The 20,435-nt window shown below is 72.4% G+C and carries 19 protein-coding genes; 7 read left to right on the top strand and 12 right to left on the bottom strand.

Features of this window, described 5'->3' with window-relative positions; genetic code table 11:
- Positions 1-168 precede the first annotated feature (168 nt).
- Both ACSYGO_RS41230 and ACSYGO_RS41225 read left to right on the top strand, forming a co-directional pair.
- On the top strand, positions 169-645 hold the full coding sequence (locus ACSYGO_RS41230; protein ID WP_426676893.1) for an SRPBCC family protein: 477 nt from the start codon (positions 169-171) through the stop codon (positions 643-645).
- A 43-nt stretch (positions 646-688) separates the two neighbouring features.
- On the top strand, positions 689-1,018 hold the full coding sequence (locus ACSYGO_RS41225; protein WP_460389876.1) for an antibiotic biosynthesis monooxygenase family protein: 330 nt from the start codon (positions 689-691) through the stop codon (positions 1,016-1,018).
- A gap of 47 nt (positions 1,019-1,065) precedes the next feature.
- Here ACSYGO_RS41225 and ACSYGO_RS41220 read toward each other — a convergent pair whose 3' ends face one another.
- The gene (locus ACSYGO_RS41220; RefSeq protein ID WP_460389875.1) at positions 1,066-1,272 is read right to left on the bottom strand and encodes a DUF5988 family protein; all 207 of its coding nucleotides are present in this window, start codon (positions 1,270-1,272) and stop codon (positions 1,066-1,068) included.
- A 250-nt stretch (positions 1,273-1,522) separates the two neighbouring features.
- Between ACSYGO_RS41220 and ACSYGO_RS41215 the strand changes: the two genes are divergently transcribed.
- Positions 1,523-2,512 (top strand): aldo/keto reductase, encoded by a 990-nt coding sequence (locus ACSYGO_RS41215; RefSeq protein WP_426676340.1) that lies wholly within the window; start codon positions 1,523-1,525, stop codon positions 2,510-2,512.
- 232 nt (positions 2,513-2,744) lie between these two features.
- Here the strand turns inward: ACSYGO_RS41215 and ACSYGO_RS41210 are convergent, their stop codons facing one another.
- The 4 genes from ACSYGO_RS41210 to ACSYGO_RS41195 form a co-directional block, all read right to left on the bottom strand.
- A complete protein-coding gene (locus ACSYGO_RS41210; RefSeq protein WP_432176532.1) occupies positions 2,745-4,256 on the bottom strand; it encodes an MFS transporter in 1,512 nt (503 codons plus the stop codon).
- A 175-nt stretch (positions 4,257-4,431) separates the two neighbouring features.
- Entirely contained in the window at positions 4,432-5,571 is a 1,140-nt protein-coding gene (locus ACSYGO_RS41205) for a C45 family autoproteolytic acyltransferase/hydolase (RefSeq protein WP_460389874.1), read from the bottom strand.
- Complete coding sequence (locus ACSYGO_RS41200) at positions 5,568-7,223, bottom strand: amidohydrolase (protein ID WP_460389873.1); 1,656 nt, start codon at positions 7,221-7,223, stop codon at positions 5,568-5,570. Before ACSYGO_RS41200 ends, ACSYGO_RS41205 begins: the two co-directional genes overlap by 4 nt.
- A complete protein-coding gene (locus ACSYGO_RS41195; RefSeq protein ID WP_460389872.1) occupies positions 7,220-8,674 on the bottom strand; it encodes a purine-cytosine permease family protein in 1,455 nt (484 codons plus the stop codon). The genes ACSYGO_RS41200 and ACSYGO_RS41195 overlap by 4 nt, the downstream gene beginning before the upstream one ends.
- A 140-nt stretch (positions 8,675-8,814) precedes the next feature.
- Between ACSYGO_RS41195 and ACSYGO_RS41190 the strand changes: the two genes are divergently transcribed.
- Complete coding sequence (locus ACSYGO_RS41190) at positions 8,815-9,447, top strand: TetR/AcrR family transcriptional regulator (protein ID WP_432176528.1); 633 nt, start codon at positions 8,815-8,817, stop codon at positions 9,445-9,447.
- Positions 9,448-9,630: 183 nt separating this feature from the next.
- On the opposite strand, the gene ACSYGO_RS41185 is transcribed toward ACSYGO_RS41190, so the two are convergent.
- Positions 9,631-10,236: a GNAT family N-acetyltransferase gene (locus ACSYGO_RS41185; protein WP_460389871.1), complete on the bottom strand. Its 606-nt coding sequence runs from the start codon at positions 10,234-10,236 to the stop codon at positions 9,631-9,633.
- Between the two features lie 166 nt (positions 10,237-10,402).
- Between ACSYGO_RS41185 and ACSYGO_RS41180 the strand changes: the two genes are divergently transcribed.
- From ACSYGO_RS41180 to ACSYGO_RS41170, 3 genes are all read left to right on the top strand, one after another.
- Positions 10,403-11,125 (top strand): siderophore-interacting protein, encoded by a 723-nt coding sequence (locus ACSYGO_RS41180; protein ID WP_460389870.1) that lies wholly within the window; start codon positions 10,403-10,405, stop codon positions 11,123-11,125.
- A gap of 238 nt (positions 11,126-11,363) precedes the next feature.
- Entirely contained in the window at positions 11,364-11,564 is a 201-nt protein-coding gene (locus tag ACSYGO_RS41175; protein WP_359495390.1) for a DUF6229 family protein, read from the top strand.
- 268 nt (positions 11,565-11,832) lie between these two features.
- Positions 11,833-14,670 (top strand): type 2 lanthipeptide synthetase LanM family protein, encoded by a 2,838-nt coding sequence (locus ACSYGO_RS41170; RefSeq protein ID WP_460389869.1) that lies wholly within the window; start codon positions 11,833-11,835, stop codon positions 14,668-14,670.
- 30 nt (positions 14,671-14,700) lie between these two features.
- On the opposite strand, the gene ACSYGO_RS41165 is transcribed toward ACSYGO_RS41170, so the two are convergent.
- The 6 genes from ACSYGO_RS41165 to ACSYGO_RS41140 form a co-directional block, all read right to left on the bottom strand.
- The gene (locus tag ACSYGO_RS41165) at positions 14,701-15,195 is read right to left on the bottom strand and encodes a hypothetical protein (protein WP_426676349.1); all 495 of its coding nucleotides are present in this window, start codon (positions 15,193-15,195) and stop codon (positions 14,701-14,703) included.
- Between the two features lie 306 nt (positions 15,196-15,501).
- Positions 15,502-15,759, bottom strand: coding sequence for a hypothetical protein (locus ACSYGO_RS41160; protein ID WP_078628912.1), 258 nt, complete (start codon positions 15,757-15,759; stop codon positions 15,502-15,504).
- A complete protein-coding gene (locus ACSYGO_RS41155) occupies positions 15,746-16,060 on the bottom strand; it encodes a DUF6400 family protein (RefSeq protein ID WP_460389868.1) in 315 nt (104 codons plus the stop codon). The genes ACSYGO_RS41160 and ACSYGO_RS41155 overlap by 14 nt, the downstream gene beginning before the upstream one ends.
- Before the next feature lie 303 nt (positions 16,061-16,363).
- Positions 16,364-18,004, bottom strand: a complete 1,641-nt coding sequence (gene pgm / locus ACSYGO_RS41150) for a phosphoglucomutase (alpha-D-glucose-1,6-bisphosphate-dependent) (RefSeq protein ID WP_435228378.1) — start codon at positions 18,002-18,004, stop codon at positions 16,364-16,366.
- 145 nt (positions 18,005-18,149) lie between these two features.
- Complete coding sequence (locus tag ACSYGO_RS41145; RefSeq protein WP_460389867.1) at positions 18,150-19,082, bottom strand: MASE1 domain-containing protein; 933 nt, start codon at positions 19,080-19,082, stop codon at positions 18,150-18,152.
- 285 nt (positions 19,083-19,367) lie between these two features.
- On the bottom strand, positions 19,368-20,204 hold the full coding sequence (locus ACSYGO_RS41140) for a PP2C family protein-serine/threonine phosphatase (RefSeq protein WP_460389866.1): 837 nt from the start codon (positions 20,202-20,204) through the stop codon (positions 19,368-19,370).
- Between the last annotated feature and the right edge of the window lie 231 nt (positions 20,205-20,435).

Below are 20,435 nucleotides of genomic sequence, written 5' to 3'. Positions count from 1 at the left end.
CCGCCCGGCGACACCACGCTGCCCGACACCCCTGGTGACCACCACGTCGAGCACCCTGGCCCGGTCACGGCCACGGGTGCCCGACGCGGGGCGCGCGGCTACCGTCGAAGGGCATGCCGCGCGGTCCGACGCACCGCGCGGCCGTCCCGCGGAAGGAGCGTGGCCACTGTGGCCCGGAACCGCCGTCTGATCCTGAGCTCACCCTCCGAGGTGTGGAGCCTGTTGTGCGACGGCTACCGCTACGGCGAGTGGGTGACCGGAACCCAGCAGGTCCTGGACGCGGATCCGCACTGGCCGGAGGTGGGCGCCCGGCTGCAAGTCCGCGTCGGCGTCGGTCCGCTGACCCTCGACGACACCTGCGTCGTCCGCATCTGCGAACCGGAACGCCGGCTGGAGCTCGAAGCGAAGGCCGAGCCCTTCGGCGCGGCCCGTATCGCCATGCGCCTCGTCCCGTGGGGAGAGAACACACTCTTCGTCCTGGACTGGCACCCCCTGCGGGGGCCCGGCACCCGGATGCACGGGCTGCCCGTGGACTACGTCATCGCGGTCCGCAACGGCATGATGCTGACGAAACTGGCCCGGATCGCGGTACGCGAACACACCGAGAGCGGCTCCGCCACCTTGCAGGACACCCCGAGCGGTTGAGGCGCTCCCGGCCCACGAACCGCCGTACGGCAGGATGAGGACCATGAGCGTAGTCAAGATCAATGTGCTGGCCGTCCCCGCCGACCAGCGGGAGACGCTGGAGAAGCGCTTCGCCTCCCGCGCCCACGCGGTGGAGAACTCCGACGGTTTCGAGTGGTTCGAGCTTCTCCGCCCCGTCGAGGGCACCGACAACTACCTCGTCTACACGCGCTGGCGTGACGAGGAGTCCTTCCAGGCCTGGATGGAGGGCCCCATGAAAGCGGCCCACCAAGGCGCCGGCGCGGACAGCGGTGAACGCCCCAAGCCCGCGGCCAGCGGCTCCACCCTGTGGTCCTTCGACGTCGTGCAGCAGGCGGCCCCGCCGAACGCGTAGACGCACCACGCAACGCCCCGCTCCGGGGCGTTGCGTGCACCGGGTCTCTAGCCCGGCAGTTCGGTCCGCTCCCACCACTCGTACACGGGCAGCGTGCCCTGCGACGTCTCCCGCTCACGCGACGTCGCCCTGAAGTGCTCGTACCCCCCGAGGAACGGCACCTTGATGTCGAGCCCCGGCGCGGGCGCGGAGACGATCCGCTCGGAAAGATCGTCAGGGCCGCCTTCGAGGACTGCCTTGGTCGCATCGGTCATGACGCCATCCTCGCCGCCGACAGCAGGTCTCGCCCGGCGAGCCGCCTGCGCGGTGGACGCCTCGCCCGCCGGCTTCCACACCCAGGACTGCCCACTTGACTTCGAGTGCTCTCGAAGTCATAGCGTCCAGGACATGGCGCACCTGCCCGGGATGCCGGAGTCCGCGATCCAGAGCTCAATGGATGAGGGATCCGGACGCAGGGCGCCCCGGAACGAAGATCGGCACTTGCAGGAAAGGCTGGAACCCCACATGAAACAGCGCAGGCTGCGAGACCTCCAGGTGTCAGCCATCGGTCTCGGCTGCATGGGAATGTCCGCCTTCTACGGCACCACCGACGAGGAGGAGGGCATCAAGACCATCCACCACGCCCTCGACCTCGGCGTGGACTTCCTCGACACGGCCCAGCTGTACGGGCCGCTCACCAATGAGACGCTCGTCGGCCGGGCGATCAAGGGGCGCCGCGACGAGTACGTCGTCGCCACGAAGTTCAACTACCGCATGGACAACGCCTCGCCCGGCGACATGAGCACGGTGGGACCGCAGGACGGCTCCGCCGAACACGTGCGCAGCTCGATCCACGGCTCCCTCGAACGGCTCGGCACCGACTACATCGACCTCTACTACCAGCACCGCGTGGACCCCAAGGTGCCCATCGAGGAGACCGTCGGCGCCCTCGCGGAACTGGTCGCGGAGGGCAAGGTGCGCCACATCGGCCTCAGCGAGGCGGGACCGGACACCATCCGCCGCGCGCACGCCGTGCACCCGATCACGGCCGTGCAGACGGAGTACTCGATGTGGAGCCGGGACCCGGAGGCGGAGGTCCTGCCCACGTGCCGGGAACTCGGCATCGGTTTCGTCCCGTACTCGCCGTTGGGCCGTGGCTTCCTCGCCGGCCGGTTCTCCTCCCCCGCGGACCTCGACGAGGGCGACTTCCGCCGCTCGGGCCCGCGCTTCAAGGGCGAGAACCTGGAGGCCAACCTCAGACTCGCGGAGAAGGTGAAGGAGATCGCGACGGAGAAGGGCGTGACGCCGGCTCAGCTCGCGATCGCCTGGGTCCTGGCGCAGGGCGACGACCTGGTACCGATCCCCGGCACCAAGCGGCGCACCTACCTCGAACAGAACGCCGCCGCGGTCGACATCGAGCTGACCAAGGAGGACCTGGCCCGCATCGACGCCGAACTCCCGGAGCCGGCGGGCGAGCGCTACGACGAGGCAGGCATGAAGTCCGTCAACCTCTGAGCCCGCGCCCAAGTCCCGTCGACGCGGCACCCGCTCTCTCGCGGAACGGGCCGTGCCGGTGAATCAAATGCCCGTGGCGGCCAGCGCCACGCACCCACCGAGCATCCGCCGGCACCGCCCCGCACAACGGCTGCAACGACTGCAACGGCTGCAACGGCTGCAACGGCTGCAACGGGCGGATCACCGGCACGGACCCGACCCACCCACCGGACAGACGCCCTCGCCTCCACCCTCAGCACTGACTGGCATGCGTATGGCTGTGCGACACCTCGGGCGGGGACGCCGCCGGACGAGACCGGTGGTCGCGCAGCCAGTCCTGCACGGCGAGGACGAACGCGCACACGATGGGCGCGATGCCGCACCCCACGGCGACCGCGACGGCGGTGCGGAAGGAGCCGTGCCGGGAGTCCAGCACCAGGTAGAACAGACCGGGCAGGACCGCGGTGCCCACGGCGCCGCCGAGGCGCTGCGCCGTCTGCAGGGCACCGCCGGCGGCTCCCGCCATCCGGACCGGTACGTCGCGCAGCGTCATGGTGATGTTGGGCGAGATGACGCAGCCACTGCCGATGCCCCCGACGAACAGCGCCGGCGCGGCGTACCAGACGGCGTTCTCCCCCGGCACCCGCCACAGCACGAGGACGGCGCAGCCGAGACCGAGGATCGCCCCCGCGAGCCCGCACACGGTCAGCAGCCGGCCCAGCCGTTCCACGAGCCGGCCCGCCACGAACGCGGCGGTGGCCGAACCGATGGCGAAGGGTGTCACCGCGAGCCCCGACCGCAGGGGCGAGTAGTGCTGCCCGTTCTGGAAGAACAGGGCGAACACCAGCCACACACCGCTGAACCCGACGAAGTAGAGGGCGCCGATGGCCGCGCCGGTGGCGTAGCCACGTGTGGAGGTCACCAGGGCGGGATCGAGGAGAGGCTGTCCCTTCCTCGTCGCGACGCGCCGCTCCCAGCGTGCGAAGGCCACGAGGAAGGCCGGTCCGATCACGAAGAGCCACCACAGCCGCCGGACACCGCCCGCCTCGGCCAGTACCAGGGGCAGCATCAGGCTCAGCACCCCGCAGCCGAGGAGCACGACACCCACCAGGTCGAGCGGTGCGCGCCGCCCGCACGCGACGCGGGGCAGCAGCCGCACCCCCAGCAGGAGGGCGAGCGCGCCGACCGGCACGTTCACGTAGAAGATCCACCGCCAGCCCTGGGGTCCGTCGGCGAGCATGAGGATCAGGCCGCCCACGACGGGGCCCACGGCGCTGGAGATCCCGACGGTGGCACCGAACATGCCGAAGGCCCGCCCGCGCTCCCCGCCCCGGAACATCTGCTGGATGAGCGCGGAGTTCTGCGGGGCGAGACAGCCCGCCGCGACGCCCTGCGCGAGCCGCGCCAGGACGAGGAGTGTGATCGTCGGAGCGGCGCCCGCGGCGGCACTGCACAGCACGAACCCGGCGAGCGCCAGCAGGAAGATGCGCCGCCGGCCCATGGCGTCTCCGAGGCGCCCGGCGGGCACGAGGACCAGCGCGAAGGTGAGGGCGTAGCCGGAGACGACCCATTGGATGGCCGGTGCGGAGGCGTGCAGGTCCCGCTGCATGGAGGGGAGCGCCACCGCGACGATCGTCACGTCGAGCAGGCTCATGAACCCGGCGACGAGGGTGACCCACAGGGCTCTCCAGCGCCGCGGGTCGGTTCCCTCCGCCGCCCCGGCCGGCGGGCCCCCACTTCCCTGTGCCTGTACGGCCGGTTCCACGGGGGCCTCCTCTCCGCCGCTGTCGCCCGGGCACCGGCTCATGTCCTCCGGTACCCGTCGACGCCCCGGGCGGACCCCGGGCCGGCTCGCGCCCTCACCATCCTTCGAGGACCGGGCCCGATCAGCAACACGGCCGGACCGTGGTCGGGATGCCCCGCCGGTGAGGCGGTGCCGGTCAGGCCCGGAGGACGTGCCAGGGCCGCGTGGTGTGCTCGGCCGGGGTCCCGTCGAGCACGCGCGCGGTGCGCGCGGCGGGGTCGAGGAGCACGGTGGCGAGGCTGGCCCAGCGACGCCCGGTGGGCCCGTCCATGTCGGGAACGCAGGTCACGGGCGGCTCGCCCGGCCCGGTGACCAGCTGCTCGACGAGCGCGCCGCCGTAGCCGACACCTTCACCGGCGCCCTCTCCGCGCGCAAGGGCCGTGCCGCCCTGTACCAGCCGTCGGCGCAGAAAGGCGTAACGCTCGGCGGAGTCGGGCTGGTAGAGCCGGGACTTCTCGTGCTCGGCGGGGACCGGAGTCAGGAAGTGATTGGTGCGCAGGTGGGTTCCCTCGGCGATCGGGGGCACCTCGAAGACACCGGCCGGGCTGATGTCGAGCAGCAGGGCCTGTCGCGTGTCGAACAGCATGAAGGACCCGGACGAAGCGATCGGGGCGTCCCGCAGCAGCCGGCGGGCGTGGTCCACGCTGTCCGCCTCTTCGAGGACGAGCGCGGCCAGGACGTGCACGGGCAGTCCGCCGACGCGGTCGTCCCGGTGCCCGAGGATGTTGAAGTGCAGGGCGAGTCCGGCGCTGTTGACGCCGATCTTGGCGAGGATGCCGTGTTCGGTGATGCCGACGTAGCGGTGGGTGCCGCCGGCGCAGTCGAGTGTGTGCCAGTACGGGCTGAGTTCGACGTGCCAGTCCCACGTCTGCACTCCGAGGTGCGTGTGGCCGCCGTGCTGCGCGGGCAGGCGGCGCACCACGGTGGAGCACTCCCCGGGCGGGACCGCGCGGGAGCGGGCGAGGATCTCGGTGCGGGCGTTCAGCGCCGCGGCCTGCCAGGTTTCGATGCCCGCTCCGTCGGCGAGTCCCTCGATCTGTGCGCGGAGGGCCGGGCGGAAGCCGCCGATGGCGTCGAGTGCGCGGTGGGCGTCGTCGCGGACGGTGCCGGGCCGGATGCCGCCGAGGGCGAAGAGCCGGTCGTAGACGTCGATCGCGCCGTGCAGGTCAGGGGTGAGCTGCCGTCCCCTGGCGTGGCCGCGGTCGTACGGATCGGCGGCGGTCACGCTCACGTGCGGTCGCCGGTCGGGGCGGGGGAACGGTACGGAGGAGGTCATCGCGGGAGGGTCTCCTGGGTGGCGTGCACGATCGGGCTGCCGTCGACGAAGGTGGCGAGGACGGGATTGACCGCCTGCTGTTCGGGGGTCAGGTCGAGGGGGTGGTGGGCGAACACGGCGAGATCGGCCGCGTAGCCCGGGGCGATCCGGCCGAGCCGGTGGCCCGCGCCGGCCGCGGTGGCGGTGGCGATGGTCATCCCGGCGTAGGCCTCGCGGGCGCTGATCCGCTGGCCGGGCTGCACGGGGGCGGCCGTGGGTTCGTCGACGGGGCGGCGCAGTTGGGCGTCGGCGAGGGCGATCCGCGGGTCGCCGATCCCGATGGGCCAGTCGGAGCCGAGGGCGACGACGGCGCCGTGGTCGAGCAGGTCGCGCGTGCGCCAGCCGTGCGCGACGCGCCGGGGGCCGATCCGCCGCGACCAGTTGTCGCTCTGGTCGGGCCTCGTCATACGGGTGGCGTGGACGGGTTGCAGGCCGGCGACGACGCCGAGTGCGGCGAAGCGGCCCAGCAGGTCGTCGGGGATCGACTCGATGTGCTCGATCCGGTGCGGGGCGCGGCCGGGGTTGCCCGCCTCCTCGATCACGTCGAGGGCGAAGCGCACCGCCCGGTCCCCGATCGCGTGGGTGGCGGTGGGGATGCCGCGCTCGGTGAAGTACCGGACGGCGGCGCGGTAGGCCTCCACGTCCTTCCAGAGGGGGTGGCGGTTCTGCCCGAGGACGTCCGGGTGGTCGAACCACGCCGAGCCGTTGTCGGCGGTGCCGTCGAGCATGAACTTGGCGCCCTCGACGTGCCAGCGCCGCCCGGCCAGCGCTTGCGTCTTCGCGACCGCGGCCCAGACGTCGGGCCCCGAGTCGGCGGGGACGAGCGGCGAGCAGCGCACCCGCAGCGGTAGGTCTCCGGTCCTCTCGATCTCCCGGTAGACGGCTTCGGAGGGGTCGGTGAAGTCCATGGCGTGCAGGCCGGTGAGGCCGGTCGCGGCGAGCTTGTGCAGCTGGGTGGCGACGTGTCCGGCGGCGGTCGTGACCGGGACGTCGGGGTAGTGGTCGAGGACGAGTCCCATGGCCTGGAGTTCCACGATGAAGCCGGTGGGCCTGCCGTCGGCCCCGACGACGATCCGCGAGGCGTCGTCGAACGTCTCCCGCCCCGTGAGTCCGACCTGCCGGACGACGGTGGGACTGACGACGAGGGCGTGCGCGTCGCGGGTCATCAGTGAGATCGCGACGCCGGGGAAGCGCCGTCCGAAGACCTCTCCGCCGGGTGCCGCGCCGAAGACGTTGATGTCGAGGTCGAATCCGGTGACCCATGCGCCCGGCGCGAGTGTGCCGAGGTGGCCGGCGATGCGGTCGCACACCGCGTCGAGTGTCGTCAGCCCGCCGAGGTCGAGGCCGCTGCCGATCTCGATCGACCCCCACACCGGGTGAGCGTGGGCGTCGGTGAGTCCGGGGGTGACGGTCGCGCCCGGGAATTCGCGGACGTCGGTGCCGGTGCCCCGGTACCGGTCGAGGATCTCGTCACCCCCGACGGCCAGGACACGGCCGTCCTTGACGGCGAGGACGCTCCCGGTCCGGACGGCGGGGACGTGATGTCCGGTCGGGGCGGCCGTGCCGGTGAAATTCTCGATCCGGGCGGCGCGCACGATGAGATCGGCGGTCATGACGTCCTCCGCGCGGGGTGCGGTGCGGCGGGAACGGTGTGGAGCGCTCGCGACAGTGCCCAGTACAGGGCCGCCGAGCCGAGGACTCCCACCGGCACGGCGAGGTTGAGGCCGCCCATCGCCGCGGAGAGGGGGCCGGCCCAGGAGCTGGAGGCGGCGCAGAGCGTGGCGGCCGTGGCACCGAGCAGGGTGGCGAGCGTGCCGGCCCAGTTGACACCTCCGCGGTACCAGAACGGTCCGGTGCGGCTCTGGTCGTGGAGGGCGATCCCGTCGTAGCGGTTGCGTCGCAGCACGATGTCGGTGGCGTAGACGGCCATGCAGGGGCCGGTGATCACGACGACGAGCTCCATCATGGCGTTGACCGCCGTGAGGAAGTCGAACACGAGGATCGCGAACAGCGTCATCGTGGTCCCGATGACGCCGACGACGAGGACGGCGGTCACGCGCGGCAGCCGTACGCCGATGGACTGCATCGACAGTCCGGCGCTGTAGGCGGTCATGCCGTTGTTCGCCACGGTGTTCACGACGACGCCGATGACGAAGACCGGCGCGAACCAGGCGGGCATGACGCCCTCGAGGGCCGCCTGGGGGTCGCTCATGTCGAGGCTCGTGGCCGCGAAGGCCCCGATGGCGGTGAAGACGACGCTCGGCAGGAAGGCGCCGGCCGACGTCCACAGGGCGACGGCCGTACGGCTGGTGTCGCGGGGCAGGTAGCGCGCGAGGTCCGGGCTGTTGGCGTACGAGAGCGGGGCCGAGGCTACGAGGGTGAACCCGGAGGCCACGGCGACGAGCAGTGCGAAGCCGTGCAGCGGCTCGGCGGGCGCGTACGACCAGTCCGTGTGGCCGAGCACGATGCCCGAGACGACGAGGAACACGAGGAGCAGCAGCACGGTCAGCACGGTGTAGAGGCGCACGATCGTCGCGTGCCCGTAGATCGCGACGAGGACGGTGGCACCGGCGATCAGGCAGATCACGAGCGTGTCGACGGCCGTGGAGTCCGGCAGGCCGAGCCGGGCCGCGAGGCCGATGCCGGCCACGGAGGCCGCCGACCAGTTCAGCGCCAGGTAGAGCGCCGAGATCAGCCACCCCGTGACCGCGACGACCGCCCTGTTGCCGACCGTCCCGTACATCGCGCGGGAGACGACCGAGCCGGTGGTGCCCGAGGCGGGGCCGCTGACGGCTATGAAGCCCGTCAGGAGCCAGAAGAGGTTTCCCGCGACGATGACCGCGAGGGCCTCGGGCAGCGAGAGGCCGATGAGGACGAGTGTCGCGCCGACCACGAAGCTCAGGTAGCTCACGTTGGGAGCGGCCCAGATGGCGAAGAGCTCGCGCGCTGATCCGTGCCGCTCGTCGTCGGGCACGCATTCGATGCCCCGGGTCTCGACGTTGCCGGCCCGTTCGAGTCCGGCTCGGGGGCCGGCCTCGTCACGGGCCGTGGGGGTTTGGGCCATGGATGGGTTCCTTCAGCGAGGCGAACGGACGTCTGTCCCCGGCCCGGCCGCCGCGTCCGGGGCGGCGGGCCGGGAGGACCGAGCCTTATTGGTGCACTAACCAATAGACTATTGGTGCGACATCCAATAGTCTGATCCGCATGACGTCAAGCCCCCGGAGCACCCGGACCCGCAAGGACCCCGCCGAGCGACGGACGGAGATCCTGGAGACGGCGGCCCGGCTCGCGCTGGAGCAGGGGCTGGAGCGCGTGACGATGCAGCTCGTCGCCACGGAGCTCGGGGTGCGGCCCGGGCTGATCAGCCACTACTTCCCCACCGTCGACGCGCTGCTGTGCGAGGCGTTCGCCCGGGCGGTCAGCCGCGAGAGGGACGCACTCCTGCCCGAGGCCGACGGGGATCTGCCCCCGAAGACACGCATGAGCCGGTTCCTCCACCGGATCAGCGACACCGACTTCGCCAATCTCGGCAGGCTCTGGCTGAACGCCCGACACCTCGCCCGCTACCGTCCGAACCTGCGACGCGTGGTCGCCGAGCAGGAGGCGGTCATGCGCGGCGTCCTCACGGCCCTGATCGAGGAAGGGGTGCGGGCGGGGGACTTCACCGCCCCGGACCCGGAGGAGGCATGCCTGGTCGTCCTCGTGGTGATCGACGGCCTCGACTCCTACTCGAACGACGACACGTCGTTCAGCCATCCCGCGCTGGACGCCCTGGTGTTCACGACGGCGGAGCGCGAACTCGGTCTCCGCAAGGGGGACTTGCGCGACCTCGGCTGACCCCGGGCACGCGCCCCCACCCTCACCCGTCTCGTCGCGTCGCGTCGCACCGACCTTCGGACGCCACGGAAAGGCCCGCCGACCGGATCCCCGAGCGGACCACGGACCGGGCCGTGGACCGCGGGACCGGCGCCGGCGACGGTCGACCCGTCCGGCGCCGCCCGGCGGTCCGGACCTCCGCGGTCACATCGGTTCGGGGAACGCCACTTCGCGCCGGAGGAAGGCGAGTTGAGCCCTCTTCTCGGGCAGGTGGACGTCCGGAAGGTCGATCTCCGGCAGGGTGACCGCGGGGCCGGCCTCGAAGCCCTGCCGCCGGAAGCGGGCCAGCGCCTTCTCGTGGCGCACATCGGGATCGATGACGATGCGCCGCCGGTCGAGCCCCAGCAGCACGTACGCCGCGAACGAACCCATCAACGCCGACGACCAGCCCGGTCTTCTGCCGTCCTCCCCCGCGGGCGCCATGAGGACATGGACGCCGATGTCCCCCGGCTGCACCTCGTAGCACTCGCCGACCCGGTCCTCGGACGGCTCGTACGTCTGCAGCAGCGCGACCGGGGTGCCGTCGAGTTCGACGAGGAACGCGTGATGGGTGTCGAGGCCGTCCATATGGGCGTAGATCTCGGCCACCTGGTCACGCGTGAGTCCGTTCATCCCCCAGAACGCGGCCCGTTCGTCACTCACCCAGCCGTGGAGGACCTCGGCGTCGCCCTCGGGGGCCAGCGGACGGATGCGCACCGTACCGAAGCCGTCAAGGGTCTGTTCGTGCACGGGGCGGGTCGGGCGGGACATGGGTCTCCTCTTTCCGGTTCACGGGGGGCTCGGGGCGAACGGCACGGGCACGGACCTGGACACGACAAGGCATCGATCCGGCCGCCCGCCCACCACTCGGATGATTATTAGGTTAGCCTTGCCTTAGTTGATCGTGAAAAGAACGTACGCGAGAGGTGGAGAGGTCATGGCACAGGGGCGGGGCTGGGAGGGCGCGGTGCTGAAGCTGATGCGCGCCAAGGACTTCATCCTGACGGTCACGGACACCGAGGACGTCACCGAGGACTACCGGCGCCTGAGCCTCACCGACGGCGGACTGCTCGCGGCCACCGGCGTCCACCCGACGATGTGGGTCCGGCTGTGGTTCGAGAACGCGGGCAAGCCCCATCAGCGGGCCTACACGCTGGTCGACCCGGACCTCGAAGCCGGCACGTTCTCCATGGAGTTCGCCCTGCACGACGGGATCGCGAGCGACTGGGCCCGGAGCGCGAAGCCCGGGGACACCATCGAGGCGACCGTCCAGGGCACAGGCTTCGAGCAGCCCTCACCCGCGCCCTCGCACGTGGTCGCGATCGGCGACCCGGCCTCGCTGCCGGCCATCAACTCCCTTCTCACCGAGATCGGTTCGGTGCCGGCCACCGTCTGGTTCGAGGGAGACGACGACGCGTTGCCGTTCCGGACGGACCCCGGGCGCCACGACGTCCGCCGGGTGCCCCGCCAGGACGCCGGCGCCCTGCTGGTCGAGCGGGTGAAGGGCGAACTGCGCGACGTCCTCACGGGCGCCGAGCATCCGTACGTCTGGATCGCCTGCGACACCCGGACGACCCGCGCGCTGTCGTCGTACGTCCGCAAGGAGCTGGGCGTCCCCAAGGACCGGCTGCACGCGCTGGGTTACTGGCGGGCGAGCTGACGGCGCACTTCGGCGCGGGGCGATCGGGCGGACGCTCGTCCCGGCTCGTCGGCGTGGGGCACCGGGATGGGCGCCCGTCCCGGCTCGCCCGCGCCGTCGCCCCACCCGCCCCGGCGGGGGCCGCGCACCGCAGGGGCCTCGCAGGACTCTGGCCGGATTAGCAGTCTGTCGGGTGTTCGAACACGGAGATACTCAGGGCTGGGCAAATCCGCCCCATTCCTATGTCCGGAGGACGCTGATGCCCCAGACCAGTGTTCAGACCGCCGCCGTGCTCAACGCCTGGCTGTCCGGCGCCGAGAGCGCATACGGCGAGCTCAACCCGGCCGGTCCGCTGTACGTCGGCGGCGCCGCCGCGGAGGCCGCGCTCACCGACCCGAGCGACTCCCTCTACGGCTTCTGTTCCAGCCCGAGCGGCTCGCGCGGCAGCTGGTGCTGCTGACCGCCGTCCCGTGGTGGCGCGTTGAGAGCCCGCGGCGGAGGGCCTTCCTGCGGAAGGGCTTCTCCCCGACGCGCTTCTCGACCGGTACGACCGCGGGGTCCGCCTCGTCCGGAGGCGTCCCCGCGGAGTGAGGTCCGAGAGCAGCAGCGTGGGGAACTGCGCGCGGTCCGCGACGCCCGCAGACAGGTCCGGTCCGGTCGGGTGGTTCCCCACGTCCCTCGAGGCGCCTGGCAGGCGCGGACGTTCGGCGGAAGGGAGACGGTGGACCGTGAGCGGATCGGCGCCCGGGAGCAGGGACGAAGCGGACTGGTTCGTCGAACCCGTACGGAGCATCGCCCGCCCCTGGCGGGATGAGCTGGCCCGGCGGCTGGCCGCCGTGGACGGGCTGGACCGCGAGGAGCGGGAGACGGTGCTGGAAGCAGGTCACACCGTCCTGCTCAGGTCCTTGCACGCCAAACTGTCCCGGCTGTTCCTGATCGAACTGCACGCGCTGCGCCTGACGACGGGCGGCGGGCGCGGCGGCCGGGGCGCGACGGACGCCGGCGCGGACACCGAGACGTGGGCCGTGTTCATCGAGCAGGCCTGCGAGGAGGGCTGTCTCGACCGGCTGGCCGACCGGTATCCGTGCGCGGGCCGGCGGATCGCGTCGGTGGCGCGGTCGTCGGTGGCGGCGACGGCCGGTCTGGCCGAACGCGTCGCCGCGGACCGCGCGTTGCTGCGGCCGCTGCTGGGAACACCGGCGGGGAAGGTGCGGGCCGTCACGTTCGGGGAGGGTGACACCCACCGGGGCGGTCTGACGGTCAGCCGGATCGAGTTCTCCGGTGGCAGCGTCATGTACAAGCCCCGGCCGTCCGGGGCCGACGTGGCCCTGGGCGCGCTGCTGGACGAGCTGTTCGCGGACTTCCCGGGCGCTCCGCCGGAGCACGAGCGCATCCGGGTGCCACGGACACTGGCGCGCGAGGGATACGGCTGGGCGGAGTTCGTCCGCCACCGCTACTGCGCGGACGACGCCGAACTCGCCGCGTTCTACCGCAACATCGGCCACTGGCTCGCCGTCCTCCGCTTCACCGGCGGCACCGACATGCACGCCGAGAACATGATCGCGGCGGGCCCGGTGCCGGTGATCGTGGACGCGGAGACACTCTTCGACGCGCCCGCGCCGTTCCCGCCCGACGGCCGCGGCGACGCGGTGGACGTCGCCGCGGCGGCCATCCGCCGTACCGTGCTGCGCACCGGCCTGCTGCCCGTGCGCGGCACCGGCTTCGCGCTCGGCGGCGTGGACATCTCCGGAGTCGGCGCCCTGCCCGGCCAGCAGCCGCTCATCCCGAACCCGGTGATCGCGGACGGCGGCACCGCCGCGGCCCGCTTCCAGGTGGACCTGGTGGCCATGCCCGGCGCGGGCAACCATCCGAGCGCCACCCCGGTCCTGAGCACGTACTGGGACCGGGTCCTGGCCGGATTCCGGGAGATGACCGCGTACCTGCGCGGGCCCGGGATCGCCCCGCGCCGGCTGCTCCGCCGCTTCGAAGGCACCCACGCTCGGCGCATCCTGCGGCCGACGCAGGCGTACGTCGACATCGGCCGGATGCTCTGGCACCCGGCGTCGCTGCACGACGAAGCGGCGGCCATGGAGCGCGCCCGGGACATCCTGCGCCGCAACGCCCAGGTGCTGCCGGGTGCGCCGACCGACCGCGCGACGATCGACGGCGAGGTCGCGGACCTCCTCGCCGGCGACGTGCCGATGTTCGACTTCGTCGTGGACGCGGCCGCCGTGGGGGCCACGGTCGAGGACTGGCGCACCGCCGATCTGCCGCTGGAGGAGGCGGTGATCCAGGACGCCCTGGTGGGCGCGTACCTCAACGAGCGTTCACTGCCGCCGCGCGTGCAGGCCGCCGCCGACGCCCCGCACGCACGGGACCGGGAGCGGCGCCGGCGCGCCCTGGCCACCCGGATGGCGCGCCGGCTGTGCGACGCGGCCGTACGGGGCCGGGACGGCACGGTCACCTGGATCAGCCCCGTCTTCACCCCGGCCGGATGGTCCATCAGGGTGCTGCCCGCCGACCTCTACACCGGTCAGGGCGGGGTCGCTCTGACGCTCGCGGAGTACCTGACCGAGGCGAAGGCGGGGCGGGCCGACGAAGTGCCGGGTGTCGCCGAGACGTTCGAGGGCGCGCTGCGCGTACTGGTGGCCACCGAGGACCGTACGCCGACGCCGTCACCGGGCGCCTTCAGCGGGGCCGCGTCGCAGGTGTGGACGTGGATGGCGCTGCACCGTGTGCTCGGTGAGGACCGGCTGCTGGAGCGGGCCGCCGGGAGAGCACTGCTGCTCGCACAGGGCCGACTGGTCGAGGACGACGTCGAGGTGGACCTCCTCAACGGCGCGGCGGGCGGGATCGTTCCGCTGCTCCGTCTGGCCGAGGCGACCGGGCAGGACCGCTGGCTCGACGCCGCCGCCCGCATCGGGCACCGGCTGACCGGGCTCGCCACGGTCGACGCGAGCGGTGCCCGATGGACGACCCGGCTCAATCCCGAGGGCATCGGCGGCTTCGCCCATGGAGCGACCGGCATCGGCTGGGCACTGGCCCGCCTCTCCCTCAGCGACGCCGGGTCCGCGGCCGACCGGCGGGGCTGGGCCGGCCTCGCCGAGCGGGCCTTCGCCTACCAGGAGTCGCTCTACCGGCCCGAGCACGGCAACTGGCTCGACGTCCGGATCGGCGCGGAGGAGGACTTCTTCACCAGTTGGTGCCACGGCAGCACGGGAATCGGCATCGGCATGCTCGATCTCCACCGGCGCGCGGGCGATCCCGCCCACCTCGACATGGCCCACCGCGCCGCGCGCGCCTCGGCGGCGGAGGGCTTCGGCTGGAGCCACACCCTGTGCCACGGCGACCTCGGTCTCTGGGAGTTCCTCACCTCCCTGGACTTCGGCGACCCTGCCGACCGGGACGGCGAGATCCTGAGCGGTCTCGAACAACGCGGGCCGGTGGGCGGCCTGGCCCGTGAGGCCTTCTCCCCCAGCCTCATGTCCGGTCTCTCGGGGGTCCTGCACACGCTTCTGCGCATGCGTCCCGAGGCCGCCCTGCCCGATCCGCTCCTCCTCGACTGACCCGGGAGCGGGTGTCCGGCAGGGCCGGGTTCAGCCCCGGGACCGGCCCTGGCCGCGGCGGCCCTGCCGTTGCCCGGGACCGCCGCGTCCGCCGCCCGAGCGACGGCGCGACGGTGCCTGGGGCATGTCCTCGCTGTTGAATCCGGGACCCGTCGGGGCGCTGAATCCGCCCGGAACCCCGGGCGCACCCACCGAGGCGTCCGCCGCGGGTGCCGGCGCGGGCGGCGTGGCCGGGGTACGGGTGCGGGGCACGGCGCGGCCGATGATGCGGGTGTGCGTCATCAGGGGTGCGCACGCGGCGCAGACCTCCATGAGGGTCCACACCTGGGCGACGGCCGGGTCGTGGCGCAGCACCAGGAGCACGCCCCCGGCGCAGTGCACCGGGCTGTCCTCATGGGAGGCGCACTGCGTCTGGCGGCAGGCGCAGGAGGCGTCCGGGTGCACGGTGGCCGCCCGGCCGTGCGCCGCGACATGGGCTTCGGCGAAGCGGCGCAGTGCGGCGAGGTCCCGGGACCTCGGCGGCATCGCGCACGGTGAGGAGCAGGTGACGGACGCGGTGCGGTCGCTGTGGCCGGAGACCCTGACGGTCCATGTCCGCCCTTGGCGTCGCGGGGCAGGGGTTTCTGGGTGTGGGAAGTCCAAGACCGGCAATCCTTCAGCAGTGGGTGTTCGCGATGGTGCGCATAGTGTTTGTACCCCGAGGTGCCGGTCCGCGATCCATCAGGGGGCCGCGCGCCTCCTCGAATCGGTGGACGGGGCCGTGCACGGGTTCCGGAACGGGCTCCCCCACGGCACCGCGCCGGTGAACGCGCCCCCCGGCCGGTGGCACGGTCAGCGTTCGCGACGTCTGCCGGTGATGCGGTCCCAACGGGACCGGGAAGCGCCGAAGCCGCTCTCGTGCACCCACAGGTGGGTGCACGACGGGCACTGGAGGTGGAGCAGGCTGCCGCGACTGGACAGCAGATAGCGCCAGTGGACGGAGCACGTTCGCTGCTGCTCGCACGACGCGCAGCCACGGCTGTCGTCACAGTTGGGGCACCTCACCCAGGCGCGACGCCCGCGGTCCGCCTGCGGGTCAAGCGGCAGCACGACCGCCCCCGCGCTCGGGGAGCACCCCGGCCGCGACGAGCCCGTCGTACAGGCGCTGCTGCTCGTCGTCGAGACCGGAGTACAGCAGGTCGTAAGCGGCCTCCTCATCGCGCAGCACCTCCATCGGGTCCCAGTCGGGGCCGAGGGCGGCGAGGACCTGCGCCTGCCGGAGCACTTCCTGCGAGGTGAGATCGACGGTGAAGTCGACCAGTGCGGGCGCGTCGTCCCGCCCGGCACCGGACTGCCGAGGGCCGGCCGCCTCGCCGGGGTCGTGGGGGCGTGGGGGGTCATGTGGGGCCATGGAACAGAACCTAGGAACGCCCTTCTCCCCGCGACAAGAGGAGGTGGGCGAAATCACAGCAGGTCAGCGGCCGTCGGGCGGCCATTCCGAGCCGGTCTGCCGCGCGTTCCGTCGAGCGCCCCGGCCGGAGCTGCGGCAGGCGAAGGGGAGGGCCGCGGCGGCCACTGTGCGCGGCCTCCCGCGGCTCTCCCCCGGATGACGCGCCGTCGGCCGAGCGCCCGGCGCACGGGCCCCGGGAGGGCGGGGCCCGCAGCGTCGGCGTACGGCTCTCGGCGTACGGCGGCTCACTGCCGGGGCGCCTGCTCAGCCGCCCAGCGCCGTCGAGACCACGCCCTTGGCCTCCTCCTGCACCTGTCGGAGGTGCTGCGTGCCGAGGAACGACTCGGCGTAGATCTTGTAGACGTCCTCGGTCCCCGAGGGACGGGCGGCGAACCAGGCGTTGGCGGTGGTCACCTTGATACCGCCGATGGGCGCGCCGTTGCCCGGGGCTTCGGTGAGAACCGCGGTGACCGCCTCTCCGGCCAGGGTGTCCGTGGTGATCTGCGCGGGCGACAGCTTCGCCAGGAGAGCCTTCTCCTCGCGGTTCGCCGGGGCGTCGATGCGCTCGTACGCCGGCTCGCCGAATCGCGCCGTCAGCGCGGCGTAGTGCTCCGACGGCGTCTTCCCGGTCACCGCGGTGATCTCGGACGCGAGCAGCGCCAGGATGATGCCGTCCTTGTCGGTGGTCCACACGGAGCCGTCGCGGCGCAGGAAGGAGGCGCCGGCCGACTCCTCACCGCCGAAACCGAGGGAACCGCCGACCAGGCCGTCCACGAACCACTTGAAGCCCACGGGCACCTCGACCAGCCGACGGCCCAGGTCGCCGGCGACCCGGTCGATCATGCCGGACGACACCAGCGTCTTGCCGATGCCGGTCCCCGCGGGCCACTGCTCCCGGTGGGCGTACAGGTAGGCGATGGCGGCGGCGAGGTAGTGGTTGGGGTTCATGAGCCCGGCGTCCGGGGTGACGATGCCGTGGCGGTCGGCGTCCGCGTCGTTGCCGGTGGCGATCTGGAAACGGTCGCGCCGCTCGATCAGCGAGGCCATGGCGTAGGGCGACGAGCAGTCCATCCGGATCTTGCCGTCCCAGTCCAGGGTCATGAACCGCCAGGTCGGGTCGGTGAGCGGATTGACCACAGTCAGATCGAGTCCGTGCTGTTCGGCGATGCGTCCCCAGTACGCGACCGAGGCCCCGCCGAGCGGGTCGGCGCCGATGCGTACGCCGGCGGCGCGGACGGCGTCCAGGTCCAGCACCTGCGGCAGGTCGGTCACGTAGGTGCCGAGGAAGTCGTAGCGGCCGGTGCCGGGGGCGGCCAGCGCCCTGGCGTAGGGAATGCGGCGTACGCCCTTGAGGCCGCCGGCGATGAGTTCGTTGGCGCGGTCCTGGATCCAGGAGGTCGCCTCGGAGCCCGCCGGTCCGCCGTTCGGCGGGTTGTACTTGAAGCCTCCGTCGGCGGGCGGGTTGTGGGAGGGGGTGACCACGACCCCGTCCGCGAGGCCGGAGGACCGTCCGCGGTTGTGGGTGAGGATGGCGTGCGAGACCGCGGGAGTGGGCGTGTAGCCGTCGGCTTCGTCGATGAGGACCGACACGTCGTTGGCCGCGAACACCTCCAGGGCGGTGACCTTCGCGGGTTCCGACAGCGCGTGGGTGTCGGCGCCCAGGAACAGCGGGCCGTCGATGCCCTGGCTCTCGCGGTACTCGCAGATGGCCTGGCTCGTCGCGGCGATGTGGTCCTCGTTGAACGCGGTCGCCAGGGACGATCCGCGGTGTCCGGAGGTTCCGAAGGCGACCCGCTGGCCTGGCTCCGCCGGGTCGGGGTGGAGCGCGTAGTACGCGGTGACCAACCGGGCGACGTCGACGAGGTCCTCGGGGCCGGCCGGCCGGCCCGCTCGCTCGTGCTGCATGTGCCCGCACCTCCACATCGGTGGTTCTTCGTTTGTCGTCCCATCTTTCCCCACCGGGCTCCGCGGTCGCACCGGGCCGTGACGACGGGACGCACAGTGCCGGAACGGCCGCTGCACCACTGCCGGATCGTCGACGCCCGCGCCCTCAGCCGTCGTTCTCCATGGGCGGCGGTCTGGAGGAAGCCTCCCCGGCGGTCAGATGTTCCAGGACTTCCACGAGTTCCTTGCAAGCCTGCTCCACCGAGCGCCTGGTGTTGCGCTGCTCGATGATCACGGCCGACAGGAGCAGCGCGGTCAGGGCCGCGGAACCGTTGAACACCTGGAGTTTGACCATCACTTCGATGTCGCTCAGACGGTCGAACGCACCGGTCCGCTCCGTCGCCGCGACGGTGGCCATGACGGAGGCGAAGAGGGCGCACAGCACACTGCCGCCGTGCTGGAAACGCAGTGCCGCCCAGATCAGCAGCGGATAGAGGAGGAAGAGCATGCTGAGGGGGCTGAGGGTGGCGAACGGGACGAGACCGAGGGCGATGAGTATCAGGACCGCGGCCTCCTTCCAGCGCGCGGGACGCAGCGGCGTGCGGACGCGGGACAGCATGAGCAGGACCGGGGTGACGATCAGGACGCCCATCGCGTCGCCCACCCACCAGGTCAGCCACACCGGCCAGAACGAGTCCGCGGCGAGCCTGCCGACGAGGACGAGGATGCCGGCCCCGGTCGTCGCGCTGATCAGCATTCCGGCGAAGGCCCCGAGGAACACGAGCGCGAGGCCGTCGCGCAGTCGGCTGAGCTCGGTGCGGAAACCCGCCTTGCGCAGCAGGAGGTAGGAGCAGAGCGGGGCGACGGTGTTGCCCGCGACGGTGACGATCACGTCGGGCCGGAACGAGGTGATGGACAGGACGATGAGCAGGGCACCGAGCGCGACGCCGGGCCACACCCGGACGCCGAGGATCAGCACGGCTGCGACCGCGACGCCGGTGGGCGGCCAGATGGGCGTGAACACCGCTCCGTCGAGGACGAGGTGTCGCAGGAGTCCCAGTCGGCCCGCACCGTAGTAACAGGCCGCGACCGCAAGCATCTGAAGACCGGCGCCGACCGGTCGAGACAGCTGCTCGGTACCCACCACAGCAGCCATCAGACACCGACGTGGCCCCGTCGGCGAGGCGAGGGGCGGGCCGTCCGGCCCTATGGCTGAACCTCTGAAGCGGCTCGCGCCCCGGGCCTGGTCCCGCGTACGCCCCGAACCCCAGAACCGGTCCCGCGTCCGGCCCGAACCCCGGGCCCGGTCCCGCGTCCGGCCCGAACCCCGCCGCCTACGCCGGGTGCGGCACGGGCCCCGGGCTCGGTCCGGATGCGGTCCGGACTACGACCGGCCGTGCGAACCCGGCGAGTCGTGCCGCAGCACCAGTACGGCCGCGTCGTCCTCGTGGCCGACGCGCTCGGCCCCTTTGATCACGGCTTCCGCGAGCTTCCCCGCCCCCACGCCGGCGACGGCCGCGACGCCGGCGAGGCGGATCACCTGGTCGAGCCCCTCGTCGATGCTCATCGACGGTCCCTCCACGACACCGTCGGTCAGCAGCACGAAGACCCCGCCCGAGCTCAGCCGCTGACAGGTCACCGGGTAGTCCGTGCCGCCCAGGATGCCGAGCGGTGGCCCGCACTCGTCCTCGGCGATGCCGGACCGCCCGTCCGCGGTGGCCCACACGCAGGGGATGTGTCCGGCCCGCGCGCTCTCCAGCACTCCGGCGGCCGGGTCGAGCCGCACGAACGTGCAGGTGGCGAAGAGGTCGGTGCCGAGGGTCAGGAGGAGCTCGTTCGTCCGGGAGAGGAGTTCTCCCGGATCGCCCGTGACGGAGGCCAGCGCCCGCAGGCCGACCCGGACCTGGCCCATGAAGGCCGCAGCCTCGATGTTGTGGCCCTGGACGTCGCCGATCGACAGGCCGATGCAGCCGTCCGGCAGTCTGAAGGCGTCGTACCAGTCCCCGCCCACATTGAGGCCGTAGCAGGCCGGCGCGTACTCGACGGCCAGGTGGAACCCCGGGGCGGTCGGCATGTCGCCGGGCAGCATGCCGCGTTGCAGGGCGATGGCCAGTTCCACCTGGGAGCGCTGGAACTCAGCGCGTTCGCGCACCTGGGTGGTCAGGGAGCCGAGCCTGGCCAGCAGCTCGTCGCCGTCGCCCGTCAGGCGCTTGCGGCCCATCGACCACTCCAGAAGGAATACACCAGTACCAATAAAAGGCGTGAAACAGCTTCAATCGGATGATAGCCGCCTCATCGAGGCGGCGGCCCGAGTCCGCCGACGGACGCCCCTCGCCGGTCCGGCACCGGACGGTCCCGGCCGTCGCCGGTGAGCCGATCGCGCGTACACCCACGGCACACACGTTCCCGGAGCGTGTGAACGGCGCGCGATCACCGCCCCACGTGCCACCTG

The sequence above is a fragment of the Streptomyces krungchingensis genome (genome assembly GCF_054729265.1).
Note: the sequence above shows the minus strand (reverse complement) of the source record. Positions and strands in the feature narration are given on the sequence as shown.

Coding starts and splice junctions, on each gene's coding strand:
- ACSYGO_RS41225 (WP_460389876.1), top strand. CDS start 689: ATGAGCGTAGTCAAGATCAATGTGCTGGCCGTCCCCGCCGACCAGCGG.
- ACSYGO_RS41220 (WP_460389875.1), bottom strand. CDS start 1,272: ATGACCGATGCGACCAAGGCAGTCCTCGAAGGCGGCCCTGACGATCTT.
- ACSYGO_RS41215 (WP_426676340.1), top strand. CDS start 1,523: ATGAAACAGCGCAGGCTGCGAGACCTCCAGGTGTCAGCCATCGGTCTC.
- ACSYGO_RS41205 (WP_460389874.1), bottom strand. CDS start 5,571: ATGACCTCCTCCGTACCGTTCCCCCGCCCCGACCGGCGACCGCACGTG.
- ACSYGO_RS41200 (WP_460389873.1), bottom strand. CDS start 7,223: ATGACCGCCGATCTCATCGTGCGCGCCGCCCGGATCGAGAATTTCACC.
- ACSYGO_RS41195 (WP_460389872.1), bottom strand. CDS start 8,674: ATGGCCCAAACCCCCACGGCCCGTGACGAGGCCGGCCCCCGAGCCGGA.
- ACSYGO_RS41190 (WP_432176528.1), top strand. CDS start 8,815: ATGACGTCAAGCCCCCGGAGCACCCGGACCCGCAAGGACCCCGCCGAG.
- ACSYGO_RS41185 (WP_460389871.1), bottom strand. CDS start 10,236: ATGTCCCGCCCGACCCGCCCCGTGCACGAACAGACCCTTGACGGCTTC.
- ACSYGO_RS41180 (WP_460389870.1), top strand. CDS start 10,403: ATGGCACAGGGGCGGGGCTGGGAGGGCGCGGTGCTGAAGCTGATGCGC.
- ACSYGO_RS41175 (WP_359495390.1), top strand. CDS start 11,364: ATGCCCCAGACCAGTGTTCAGACCGCCGCCGTGCTCAACGCCTGGCTG.
- ACSYGO_RS41165 (WP_426676349.1), bottom strand. CDS start 15,195: ATGCCGCCGAGGTCCCGGGACCTCGCCGCACTGCGCCGCTTCGCCGAA.
- ACSYGO_RS41155 (WP_460389868.1), bottom strand. CDS start 16,060: ATGGCCCCACATGACCCCCCACGCCCCCACGACCCCGGCGAGGCGGCC.
- pgm (WP_435228378.1), bottom strand. CDS start 18,004: ATGCAGCACGAGCGAGCGGGCCGGCCGGCCGGCCCCGAGGACCTCGTC.
- ACSYGO_RS41145 (WP_460389867.1), bottom strand. CDS start 19,082: ATGCTTGCGGTCGCGGCCTGTTACTACGGTGCGGGCCGACTGGGACTC.
- ACSYGO_RS41140 (WP_460389866.1), bottom strand. CDS start 20,204: ATGGGCCGCAAGCGCCTGACGGGCGACGGCGACGAGCTGCTGGCCAGG.